Source organism: Actinomadura sp. 3N508 (genome assembly GCF_044326375.1).
Taxonomy (GTDB): Bacteria; Actinomycetota; Actinomycetes; order Streptosporangiales; family Streptosporangiaceae; genus Spirillospora.
The window spans coordinates 269,471-281,242 of the sequence record NZ_JBIRAX010000005.1; the positions used below are offsets into that span (position 1 = coordinate 269,471).

Annotated in this window: 7 protein-coding genes; all 7 read right to left on the bottom strand. The window is 73.6% G+C overall.

The features are described from left to right. Window positions 1-49: 49 nt before the first annotated feature. From ACH34S_RS20175 to ACH34S_RS20205, 7 genes are read right to left on the bottom strand one after another with little or no spacing between them, the layout of a single operon-like run. Window positions 50-1,084, bottom strand: a complete 1,035-nt coding sequence (locus ACH34S_RS20175; RefSeq protein WP_395954230.1) for a flavin-containing monooxygenase — start codon at window positions 1,082-1,084, stop codon at window positions 50-52. Then, complete coding sequence (locus ACH34S_RS20180) at window positions 1,081-1,608, bottom strand: hypothetical protein (protein ID WP_395954231.1); 528 nt, start codon at window positions 1,606-1,608, stop codon at window positions 1,081-1,083. The genes ACH34S_RS20175 and ACH34S_RS20180 overlap by 4 nt, the downstream gene beginning before the upstream one ends. Before the next feature lie 50 nt (window positions 1,609-1,658). Then, the gene (locus tag ACH34S_RS20185) at window positions 1,659-1,874 is read right to left on the bottom strand and encodes a DUF5988 family protein (protein ID WP_395954232.1); all 216 of its coding nucleotides are present in this window, start codon (window positions 1,872-1,874) and stop codon (window positions 1,659-1,661) included. Next, on the bottom strand, window positions 1,858-2,646 hold the full coding sequence (locus tag ACH34S_RS20190) for a thioesterase II family protein (protein WP_395954233.1): 789 nt from the start codon (window positions 2,644-2,646) through the stop codon (window positions 1,858-1,860). The genes ACH34S_RS20185 and ACH34S_RS20190 overlap by 17 nt, the downstream gene beginning before the upstream one ends. Then, complete coding sequence (locus tag ACH34S_RS20195; RefSeq protein ID WP_395954234.1) at window positions 2,634-4,160, bottom strand: GMC family oxidoreductase; 1,527 nt, start codon at window positions 4,158-4,160, stop codon at window positions 2,634-2,636. The genes ACH34S_RS20190 and ACH34S_RS20195 overlap by 13 nt, the downstream gene beginning before the upstream one ends. 4 nt (window positions 4,161-4,164) lie before the next feature. After that, window positions 4,165-7,533: an amino acid adenylation domain-containing protein gene (locus ACH34S_RS20200; protein ID WP_395954235.1), complete on the bottom strand. Its 3,369-nt coding sequence runs from the start codon at window positions 7,531-7,533 to the stop codon at window positions 4,165-4,167. 1 nt (window position 7,534) lies between these two features. Then, on the bottom strand, window positions 7,535-11,761 hold the full coding sequence (locus ACH34S_RS20205; RefSeq protein WP_395954236.1) for an amino acid adenylation domain-containing protein: 4,227 nt from the start codon (window positions 11,759-11,761) through the stop codon (window positions 7,535-7,537). Window positions 11,762-11,772: the final 11 nt, after the last annotated feature.

Sequence of the window (11,772 nt, forward strand, 5' to 3'; positions counted from 1 at the left end):
CCCGCCGGTGCGCCTGCCGCGGCCCGCGCGCGTGCGCGGCCGCGTGATTTCAGTTCCGCGCCATCAGGTGCTCGACGATGTGCTCGGCGTCCCGGCCGACGCCGCCGACGACACCCGAGGTGATGGTGTACTGGAACGGCAGCCCCATGAAGTACAGGCCCGGCGCGTCGGCCACCGTGCCGCGGTAGTGCACCGGCCATCCCGCGGAGTCGAACACCGGCACGTCGATCCAGCTGAAGTCGAGATGGAAACCCGTGCACCACAGCACGTTCGCGACGTCGAGCGGTTCGCCGTCGACCACCGGCCTGCCGTCGGTCACGCCGGTGGTCCGGCCGACCCGCCGCACCCCGGCCGCTTCGAGCTGCTTCGGGCGGACCCGGACCAGCGGCGTGGCGCCGCTGAGCAGCTTCTTGCGGATCCGCCTGCCGGCCACGGTGTCCACGGTGAACCGGCGGTGCACGAGCCACCAGAAGAACGGCCCGTTGATCAGCGGCGACCGCCCGACGTCGCGGCCGGAGAGATAGGTCGTGCGGCCGGTCATGTCCAGCGCGATCTCCGAGCCGCTGTTGCCGGCGCCCACCAGCAGCACCGGGCCGTCCGCCAGCTGCGACGGGTCGCGGTAGCGGCTGGAGTGCAGCTGGCGGATGCCGGGGTCGAGGTCGCTCGCGAACTCCGGGGTCCGGGGGGTGCCGCCGGTGGCCACCACGATGTCGCGGGCCTCGAACTCGCCGCGGTTGGTGGCCACCAGGTAGCCGCCGTCGTTGCGCTTCACCTGGTCGGCGGTCGTGCCGAGCCGCACGGGCAGTTCGAACCGCTCCGCGTACCGCACGAGGTAGTCGGCCATGTCGTCCTTGCTCGGATACGCCTTCGGGTCGCCGGGGAACGGCATGCCGGGCAGCTCGGTGAACCGGGCCTCGGTGAACAGCCGCAGCGAGGTCCACCGCGCCCGCCACGCGCCGCCCACCTCGTCGTGCGCGTCGAGGATCACGAACGACCGGCCCGTCTCCCGCAGCCGCCGGCCGACGGCCAGCCCCGACTGGCCGCCGCCGATCACCACGACGTCCACGCAGGTGCGCCCGGTCACGGGAGATCTCCGTCGAACCGCCGGGTGCGGGTGCAGGAGAAGGTGACGAGCGGGATCCACTGCCCGTCGACCTCGGCGGACTCCTCGATCACGAAGTGGTCGTCGTCGATGGGGATGAACACGTCCCGCATCACGGGGTGGGTGTTCTCGACGGCGATCGTGTAGCCGCCGGTGAACGTGAGCCTGCCGTCCTCCCAGCCAGGGCTGGTGGCCGAGCCGTGGCTGCCGGAGTCGGCGATGTAGTAGGAGATGAAGTTCGCGTCCACCGGGTTCCAGCCGAACAGCCACCGCCCGGCGAGCGTGCCCGGCCACACCACGTCCATCTGCAGGAAGTGGCCCGCGAGCGTGGGGGCGGCATCGGTGAGCAGCACGATCGGCTCGCCCGATTCGGAGACCTCCGGCGCCTGCGGTTCGCCGATGCACTCGATCGAGCCGAGCAGGAAGTCCAGCTGCCTCAGCTGCTCCGGCGGTGGCGGGCTCACCCAGAGCGGCTCCTGGTGCTCGACGGGGTTGACTTGTCCCATGACGGCTCCGTTGTTCAGTGGCGGTTGTCGGTCACTCTGTCCGGTCCGGCTCATTCGGCGATCGCCGTCCGCATGGCCCACCGGAACACCCTCGACTCCGGCTCGCCGACCTGCTCGAAGTGCTCGTAGCCGGCCCGGTACAGCAACTTGATCTTGTTGCCGTGCACGTAGATCCGCTGGGTCGGAGGGGTGATGTCGGGTGGCCCGCCTTCCAGCTCGATGGCGGCGGGCTTCCCATCGATGATCACCTCAATGTGGTTGCCCATCGAGAACACCTCCGTTCGCCGGGTGCAGTTCGCTGGTGAGGACGCGCAGGAAGCGGGCCCGCTCGCGGTGCGGGAAGAAGTGGTCGCCCTGGAGGACGTGGTGGGCCCAGGCCGCGGCCGTGTGCCTCTGCCACGCGGCCAGTTCCGCCGCGGTGGCGAACTCGTCCCGGTCGCCGGTGAAGACCGTGATCGGGTGCTCCAGCGGCGGTTCGTCGGTGTGCCGGTAGGTCTCGAACACGGCGAAGTCGGCCCGCAGCGTGGGCAGCAGCGCGGCGATCACCGCCGGGTCCGAGAGCACCTCCACCGGCGCGTCGCTGAGCTGCTGCAGCCGCCGCACCAGCTCGTCCGTCGGCGCCTCGTGCACCGGCGGCCTGCGCAGCGGCAGGTGCGGCGCCGCGTGCCCGGACACGAGCAGCCGTTCCGGCGGCGGGAACCGCAGCCGCCGCAGCTCGCGGCACACCTCGAAGGCGATCAGCGCGCCCATGCTGTGGCCGTACCACGCGTGCGGCTTGTCCAGCCACGGGCTCAGCCCGTGCACCAGGGCGGGCACGAGCTCGGTCATCGAGTGGTAGGCGGGCTCGCCGAACCGCGCCTCGCGACCGGGTAACCGGATCGCGACGACCTCGATGTCCGGGGCGAGGTCCCGGGCCCATTGCCGGTACACCGCCGCGCCGCCGCCCGCGTGCGGGAGGCAGAACAGCCGCAGCCGGGCCGAGGGCGCCGGCGTCCACCGGACCCCCCAGCGCCCGGCGTCGTTCGTCACGTCATCCATGTGGCCACCCTTTCGGCGATCATCAGGCAGGTGAGATTGGTCGGCGCGCTCGGGATCGACGGCATCACCGACGCGTCGGCGATCCGCAGGTCCCGCACTCCGTGCACGCGGCAGTACTGGTCCACCACGGCCGCCGGGTCGGAGTCCGCGCCCATCGCGGCGGTGCCGACCGGGTGCCAGGTGGGGGCGACGAACCTGCGCACCGTGCTCCGCACCAGGTCCTCGTCGCCGACCATGCGGTCGGTCCACACCACGATCCGGTCCAGCAGCCCGGCGAGCGGCGCGGACCGCAGCAGCCGCCACGCCATGCGGGTGCCGTGGACCAGGTGCTCGACGTCGTCCGGCGTGGACGCGAGCCGCAGCGCGATCTCCGGCTTGCCGCCGGGGTCGGCCGAGCGCGGCCGCACCGAGCCGCGGGAGCTCGGGTTCAGCAGCATCGCGAACACCGCGATGGCGGTCCGCCCGCCGAGCAGGGCGAGGAGCTCCGTGCCGTGGCCGGCCGTCCCGTTCGCGGCGACGTTGTTCACCAGGAACAGGTTGAGCGCGGGTCGGTCCCGTTCGCCGGCGACCCTGGCGAGCGTCGAGTGCCACGGCGCGTCCGGGTCGCACAGGCCCGGCTTCGGCAGCGCCCAGAACGTCATCGCGGCGTGGTCGGAGAGGTTCTCACCGACGCCCGGCAGGTCCACGACGGGTTCGATGTCCAGCGCCGCCAGCCGGTCCGCCGCACCGATGCCCGAGCGCTGAAGCAGCAGCGGCGTGTTGATCGCCCCCGCACACAGCGTCACGCGGCCCGCGGGCACGTCCGTCACGTCGCCGTCGCGACGCACCCGCACCCCGGTCGCGCGGCCCCGCGCCAGGAGCACCCGCTGTACCAGGGAGCACGGCCAGATCGTGAGGTTCGGACGGTGCCGGGCCGCGTCGAGATGCGTACGGGCGGCGGACATGCGGCGGCCGCCGGCGGAGTTGGTCGGCAGCCGCCCGACCCCGGCGCCCCGCCCGGAGTTGAGGTCCGGCAACTCCGGCACGCCGAGCGCCCGGCAGCCCTGCTCGAACGCCGTGGCGACGGCGTTGAACCTGGCGGGCGCCAGGCGTTCCACGGGCACGGGACCGGTGGTTCCGTGCTGCTCGTCCTTGAAGTCCGCGTCGGACTCCAGCCGGACGAAGTGCGGCAGCACCTCCCGCCACGCCCACTCCGGGTTGCCCGCGGCCGCCCAGCCGTCGAAGTCGGCCGGCAGGCCGCGCAGCGCCATCGCGCCGTTGACCGCCGACGACCCGCCGACGATCTTGCCGACCCGGTAGGGCGCGCGGCGCGCCGAGTCATCGGTGACCCGCGCCTCGTAGTCCCAGTTCGAGCCGTCGAGCACGGGCCGCGCGCCCTCGTCGCCGAGGTCGCCTGACTCGGCGCGGTCGGGTCCGGCCTCGATGAGCAGCACCCGCCGGGCCGGGTCCTCCGACAGCCGGGCGGCGAGGACCGCGCCCGCCGATCCGGCGCCGACGATCACGTCGTCCCACATGATGTCAGCCGTCCTTCGCGCGCAGCGTCGCCGCGAGGCCGGCGACGGTGGGCCGTTCGAACAGGTCCTTCAGGCCGTCCTCGGCGCTCTGCAGCACCCCGAGGTCGTCCCGCAGCGCCGCCAGGATGCGCACGGCGTGCAGCGAGTCGCCGCCCAGCTCGAAGAAGTTGTCCTCCACGCCGATGTCGTCCCGCTCCAGCGCCTCGCACCAGATCTTGTGCAGCGCCCGCTCCAGGTCGTCGCGCGGTTCGACGCGTGCCCGCTCGGTCACGCCGTCCCACGGGCTCGGCAGCGCGGCCCGGTCGACCTTGCCGTTGGCGGTCAGCGGCAGCCGCTCGACGATGAGGCAGTGCTGGGGAACCATGTAGTCGGGCAGCAGCTCGGCCGCCTTCTCCCGCACCGCGCCCGGTTCGAGGTCCGCCCGGCCGGCGGGCACGACGTGCGCGACGAGCTGGCGCCGGCCGGTGGCCGGGTTGGTGTCGACGGCGACCAGCGCCTCGCCCACCCCCGGGTGCCGGCGCAGCGCCGCGGCGATCTCACCCAGCTCGATGCGGTAGCCGTTCAGCTTGACCTGGTGGTCCTGCCTGCCGAGGAACTCGATGTCGCCGCCGGGGAGGTAGCGGCCGAGGTCGCCGGTGCGGTAGAGCCGTTCGCCGGTGGCCGGATGCGTGATGAACCGCGCCGCGGTGCGTTCCTCGTCCGCCCAGTAGCCCAGCGCCACCCCGGTGCCGCCGATGTAGATCTCGCCCGTGGTCCACACCGGGCAGGGCTCCAGCCGGTCGTCGTAGACGTGCAGGGTCTGGTTGGCCAGCGGCTTGCCGTAGGGAATGCTCGCCCATCCCGGGGGCACCTCGCCGATCGGGTAGCACACCGACCAGATGGACGCCTCCGTCGCGCCGCCCAGGCTCACCACGTCGGTGTCCGGGCACAGGGAGCGCACCTGGTCCGGCAGGGCGACCGGGATCCAGTCGCCGCTGAGCAGCGCCAGCCGCAGCTTCGCGCCCGGCGACGCGCCGGTGCGGGCGCACTCGTCGACCCACAGCTGCATCAGCGCCGGCACCGAGTTCCACACCGTGACCCCGTGCCGTTCCACGAGTTCCGTCCAGTGCTTCGGGTCCTGGGTGCGGGACGGCGCCGGCAGCACGATCGCGCCACCTGCCGCGAGCACGCCGAAGACGTCGTAGACGGACAGGTCGAAGCTGAGCGCGGACAGCGCGAGCACCCGGTCGCCCGGCCCCACCTCGAAGCGGCGGTTGATGTCCTGGACGGTGTTGGCCGCGCCGCGGTGGTCGATCATCACGCCCTTGGGCGTGCCCGTGGACCCGGACGTGAAGATCACGTAGGCGAGGTCGTCCGGCGCCGGGCCGTCCGCGAGCGGGGCCGGGCCGGCGCCCAGCACCTCGGGGTCGGTGCAGGTGACGAACCGGGTGCCGGCGGGCCACGCCGCCTCTGCGGCCAGCCGCGGCGAGGTGATGACGATGCTCGCCCGCGCCTGGCCGAGCAGCTCGGCACGGCGCGCGGCGGGCCAGTCGGGATCGATCGGGAGGTAGGCCGCCCCGGACGCGGTCACGCCGAGCACGGCGGCGACCTGGTCGCAGCCCTTGTCCAGCACGACACCGACGAGCGTGTTCGACGTCGCGCCCAGCTCGCGCAGCCTGCGGGCCAGCCGGTGCGCCTGCTCGGTGAGCTCGCGGTAGGTGCGCCGGCCGTCGGCGCCGATCACCGCGGTCTCGTCCGGCCGCTGCCGCGCCTGGTCCGCGACCAGCCCGCACAGCGTGCGGGCCGGGATGTCGGCGGCGGTGTCGTTCACGGCGGCGCGCTGGGCGAGCTGCCGGTCCGGCGGCGCGACCGGCGGGACGGCGGCGTCCCAGGCGGCGGGGTCCGCGCACAGCCGGCCGAGCAGGTGCCGGTACGCCGCGAACATGTCGTCCAGCAGGCCGGGCGGGAACAGCGCGTCGACGCAGTCCCAGTTGAACACGAGCTCACCGCGGTCGGTCATCACCTGGTGGTCCAGCCACACCTGGGGGGTCTGGCTGATGCTGTGCACCTCCTCGCCGAGGAAGTGCATGCTGCCGTCGTCATCGTCGTCGGACACCAGCACCAGGCCGCTGGTGAACACCACCGGCATCGCCGCGACCGGCGCGCCCGCCGTGCGCCGGGCCCGCTCCCGCAGCACCCGCACCCCGCTGAACGAGGAATGCTCGAGGTTGCGCATCAGCCGCTGCTGGAGCGTCCGCACGCGGTCGGCGAAGGAGCCGTCCGGGCCGGTGTCGACGGCCAGCATGGTCAGCGAGGTGAAGTCGCCGATGATGCGGTCGATCTCCTCGTGCGTGGTGGGACGGTTGAACAGCGTCAGGTTCAGGGTGAACGCCGCCTGCGCGGACCACAGGCGCAGCACGTCCGCGAACGCCGTCATCAGCACCGCGGACGGGGTGAACCCGCGTTCCCGGGCGAATCCCTTGAGCGCCCGCCACTCGTCCTTCGGCAGGCGGGCGCGGCGGCGGTGGAACTCCGAGCGCGGTAACCGTCCCGGCTGCGCGGCGAGCGGCAGCGCGGGAGAGGGCGGCAGCGTGTCGAGCCGGTCGAGCCAGTAGCGCTCCGCCTGGCGGTAGCGGGCGGTGTCGCGCTCCGCCTCCGCGGCCAGCACGTGGTCGCGGTAGGACAGCACGAGCGGCTCGGGATCCCAGCCGGGGTCGTCGTAGTAGCGCCGCCAGTCGTGGAAGAACTGGTACAGCCCGACCGCGTCCATGATCAGCATGTCGATGCTGACGTGCAGGCGCGTGGTGCGGCCGGTGAGGCGGGACGCGCGGATCTCGAACAGCGGCCACCGGTCGGCGGGAAGCACCTGGTGAGCCAGCTCGCCGCGGACCCGCTCGATCTCCGCCTCCTGCTCGGCCGTGGGCAGCCCGCGCAGGTCCGCGGTCCGGATCTGGTAGGCCGGGACGTCCGGCAGGATGCGCTGCATGCCGTCGGGCTGGACGATCACCCGCAGCATGTCGTGCCGGTCGATCACCTTGCGGAGGCTCTCGGCGAGCCGGCCGAGGTCGAGGTCGTCGCGTTCGAACTCGGCGTAGTAGTGGGTGGACACGCCGCCGAGCTCGACCGCCGTGTGCCGGCCGACCCAGTACGCGTGCTGGATGTCGGTGAGCGGGAACGGCTCGTGCCGGTGCGCCGGGTCGGGCACGATCTCCGCCGGCCCGTCGCCGTTCTCGGTGCGGCGCAGCAGCTCCACCAGGCCCTCGCGGCGCAGGCGCAGCTCGTCGCGGAGCTCGGGGGTGAGCGAGCCGGACGGTGCGAGCACGTCGAGGCGGCCGTCGACGAGGCGCAGCTTGATCCGGCGCCGGTGCAGCTCGAAAAGCAGATCCTGGACCATGTCAGGCGTCCTCCAGCCGTGGGCGGTTGAACAACTCGGCGACGGCCTCGACCCGGCCCTCGGTGAGCAGCGTGTGATGGGTGCCGGGCACGACCGCGGTGCGCACCGGCCCGGTGGTCGACGCCGCCCAGCCCCAGTCGGGGCGGCCGGCCGCGGGATGCTCGGCGAACTCGCCGACCTGCCCGTCGCGGGCGCGGATCACGGTGACGGCGGCGCGGATCGTGTCCGGGCGGTAGTCGTTGCAGGCGCCGATGACACCGCGGAACACCGCGTAGGTGCCGGCGAGCGCCGCCTGGTCGGCGAGCGTGGCCCCGGTCCGGGCGCCCTGCGCCGCCGCGAGGTCCAGGGCGCGCCGCAGGCGGTCGGGTTCCGGCGTCCCGGCGAGCGCCCGCAGCTCGTCCGGCCCGGCGCGGCGCGGATCGAAGCCGATGTCGAGGTCCTCCAGGAACCACAGCAGCGCCTGGGTCTCCTCGATCCGCCGGGGGGCGACCGGCGCGGGCGCGTCGACCAGCACCAGCCGGTCGACCCGCTCGCCCGCGGCTTCGAGCCGGCGCGCCATGGCGAACGCGAGCACCGCACCGGACGACCAGCCGCCGAGCAGGTAGGGGCCGTGCGGCTGGACCTCGCGCAGCGACTCGACGTAGAGCCGGGCGAATTCCTCGGCGTCCGCGATCGGCTTGCGGCCGGCGGCCGGGCCCGGCGCCTGGAACGCGTGCGACGACCGGTCGAGCAGCGTCGAGAGGCGCTGGTAGCACAGCACGTTCCCGCCCGCCGGGTGGACGAGGAACCACGGCGGCCGCTCGTCGCTGTCGCCTGTGGGGCGGCGCAGCTGCACCCGGGGCGACCACGACGCGTCGTCGTCCGCGAGCAGCTCGGCGAGGCGGGCCACGGTGCGGCGCTCCAGGAGCGTGCCGAGGGACGTCGTGTGCCCGAGCCGCTGGGCGATGAGGCCGACCACGCGGAGCGCGGCGAACGACTGGCCGCCGAGCGCGAAGAAGTCGTCGTGGACGCCGATCGGGCCGGTGCCGAGCACCTCCTCCCAGATCGCGACCAGCGCGGCCGCCAGCGGCGTGTCCGGCGCGGCGGGCCCCGCGGCCCGCTGCTCGTCCGCCGCCGGGCTCACCGCTTCCAGCGCGCGCCGGTCGAGCTTTCCGTTGGCGGTCAGGGGCAGGCGCTCCACCACGGCGATGTGGCTGGGAACGAGGTAGGAGGGCAGCCGCTCTTGCAGGAAGGCCGTGAGCTCCTCGCCGGTGACCGTCTCGTCCGCCACGGCGAACGCGGCGAGCTGCTTGCCGGAGCCCGCGGTGCGCGCGACCACGGCGGCCCGGCCGACGGCCGGGTGCGCGGTCAGCGCGTGCTCGATCTCGCCCGGCTCGACCCGGAACCCCTGGATCTTCACCTGGAAGTCGGCCCGCCCCAGGAACTCGATGTCGCCGCTGGGGAGGTACCGGCCGAGGTCGCCGGTCCGGTACAGGCGTTCGCCGGTGCGCGGGTGGGTGACGAACGCGGCGGCCGTGCGCTCCGGGTCGCCGTGGTAGCCGAGCGCGAGGCCGGTGCCGCCGATGTACAGCTCGCCCGCGCACCATGTCGGCGCGTCCCGGCCGGCCGCGTCGAGCACGTGCCAGGTCTGGCCGGTCAGCGGTGTGCCGTAGGGGACGCTGGTCCAGGCCGCGTCGTCGTGGTCGATCGGATAGCAGATGGACCAGATCGACGCCTCGGTCGCGCCGCCGAGGCTGATCACCCGCGCGTTCGGCGCGACGGCCCTGATCCGGCGGGGCAGGCCGACCGGGATCCAGTCGCCGCTGAGCAGCACGGTCCGCAGCGACGGGAGCGTCAGGCCCGCCGACTCGGCGGCCTCCACCAGCAACTGCATGATCGCCGGCACGGAATTCCAGACCGTGACGCCGTGCGCGCGGACGGCGTCGAGCCAGGCCTCAGGGTTGTTCCGGGGGGTGTGGGGGGTCGTCCCCCCACGAGAGGCGGGACCGTCCTGGTCGGGGAGCACGAGGGTCGCGCCCGCGTCGGCCGCGCCGAACACGTCGTAGACCGAAAGGTCGAAGCACAGCGAGGAGACGCCGAACAGCACGTCGTCCGCGGTGACCGCGAACCGGCGGTTGATGTCGGTGATGGTGTTGACCGGTCCCCGGTGGTCGAGTGCCGCGCCTTTGGGACGGCCGGTGGAACCGGACGTGTAGATGACGTAGGCGAGGTCTTCCTGGCGCCGCCGGACGTTCGGCACATGGTCCGCGGGTCGTGCCGCGTCCTCGCCGTCGACGCATACCAGCGGCACGCCGGACGACGGCAGCGCCTCCCGCGTCTCCTCGTCCGTGAGCACCGCGGCGGCGGCCGTGTCTTCCAGCAGCAGCCGGATCCGGTCCGCGGGCCAGGACGGGTCGATCGGCACGTAAGCCGCGCCCGCCATGAGCGTCCCGAACACGGCGGGCACCTGCCGCCAGCCCTTGGGCAGCGCCACGGCGACGAGGTCACCGCCGCGCACCCCGGCCCGTGCCAGCAGTTCGGCCAGCCGCTCGGCGCGCTCGTGCAGCGCGGCGTAGGACAGGGCCGTATCGCCGCACAGCACGGCGGCATGACCGGGCCGCTCGGCCGCCTGCGCGGGCAGCGCGTCGTGCAGCAGCCGCGGCGGTGGCGGCTCGGCGGGCCGGTTGAGGCGTTCCCGCTGGGCCCGCTGCCGGGCCGGCAGCAGGTCGAACGCGGTGCGGTCCCACGCGGCGTCCTCATCGGCGAGCCGGGACAGGATCTCCTGGAACCCGGTCAGCATGTCCTCGATCAGCCCGTCGGGGAACATCTCCGCGAACAGGTCCCACACCACCCACAGGCTGCCGTCGCGGACCTCCCACAGCCCGCAGTCCAGCAGCACCTGCGGGGTCTCCAGCACGCCGAACACCGGCTTCTCGGCCTGCCCGAGGAACAGCCCGCTCGCGATGACGAACGGGCAGTTGGCCCGGCCGGGCGTGCCGCGCACCTGGTTGAGCGTCTGGAGCACCTTCACCCCGCTCCAGTGCACGTGCTGCACGTCGGCCATCACCCGCGCCTGCAGCAGCCGCACCCGCTCGTGGAACGGGCGGTCGCCGCGCCAGTCCACCTCCAGCGGGTAGAGCGAGGCGAAGTTGCCGGCGATCGCGCCGATGTCGGGGTGGAACGGCAGCCGGTGGGTGATCATGTTGTTCAGCAGGAAGTGCCGCGACCCGCTCCAGTAGGCGATGACCTCGGCGTAGGCCCCGTAGAGCGCGTTGGTGGCGGTCAGTCCCCGGCTCGCGGCCCGCCGTTTGAACTCCGCCCACCGCGCGGCCGGGAACATGAACTCGCGCCGCCCGAGCCGCGACCGCTCCCGGGCGTCCGCCCCGGACATCAGCGGCAGCTCCGGCGCGGACGGCCAGCCGGCCATGCGGCCGCACCAGTACTCCTTCGACGCGCGGCCGAGCGGCGACTCCTCCAGGTCGGCGAGCGCGAGCACGGCGTCGCGGTAGGAGATCCGGGGTTCCGGCAGCTCCTGATCGGGGTGCTCGTAGTACTGGAAGGCACCGCCCAGCAGGTTGCCGGTCGCCGGGCCGTCGTTGAAGAAGTTGTTGTTGTGGTAGTGCAGGCGCGCGCCGTCCGGGTGCCGGGTGATCCGGACGTCCAGCCACGGCCAGCGGTCCAGCGGCAGCTCGGTGGCGAGCATCTCGGCCCGGACGGCCTCGATGCCCTGGTTCACGCCGTCCGGGTCGCGGTCGCGGAGGTCGGTCACCGGCACCCGCAGCGGCGTGAGGTCGCGGACGGTCTCCAGCGTCATGTCGTCGCGCACCACGGCGATGTTGCGGCGCTGCCGGTGCAGCGAGCGGTTGAGCGCCGCCGCGAACCGGTCCGGGTCCAGGTCGGGGAACTCCAGCTCCATGTACTGGTGCGGCCGGACGTGGTACTCCACGCCTTCGCCGCTGCCCACCAGGAACGAGATCTGCAGGTCCGACGGCGGGAACGGCTCGTGCAGCGCGGCCTCGTCCGGCTCCACCCGCGGCAGCTCGTCCTGGCCGGGATCGGGCGTCGCGGTGGCCAGCCAGGCGATGAGCTCGCCCTTGTGCCGGCCGATCCGGTCCCGCAGGTCGGCGGAGAGCCTGCCCTTCGGCGCGCTGACCGCCAGCCGGCCGTCCTCGGCCAGCCTGATCTTGATTCCCGCGCGCGCCAGGTCGAGCAGCAGCGCGGGCTGAGTGGTCGTCGTCGAACCGTCCATCGTGTCCCCGT

Bases quoted from the DNA above. Each gene is read 5' to 3' on its own strand.
- ACH34S_RS20180 (WP_395954231.1), bottom strand. From the start codon at position 1,608: ATGGGACAAGTCAACCCCGTCGAGCACCAGGAGCCGCTCTGGGTGAGC.
- ACH34S_RS20185 (WP_395954232.1), bottom strand. From the start codon at position 1,874: ATGGGCAACCACATTGAGGTGATCATCGATGGGAAGCCCGCCGCCATC.
- ACH34S_RS20190 (WP_395954233.1), bottom strand. From the start codon at position 2,646: ATGGATGACGTGACGAACGACGCCGGGCGCTGGGGGGTCCGGTGGACG.
- ACH34S_RS20195 (WP_395954234.1), bottom strand. From the start codon at position 4,160: ATGTGGGACGACGTGATCGTCGGCGCCGGATCGGCGGGCGCGGTCCTC.
- ACH34S_RS20200 (WP_395954235.1), bottom strand. From the start codon at position 7,533: ATGGTCCAGGATCTGCTTTTCGAGCTGCACCGGCGCCGGATCAAGCTG.
- ACH34S_RS20205 (WP_395954236.1), bottom strand. From the start codon at position 11,761: ATGGACGGTTCGACGACGACCACTCAGCCCGCGCTGCTGCTCGACCTG.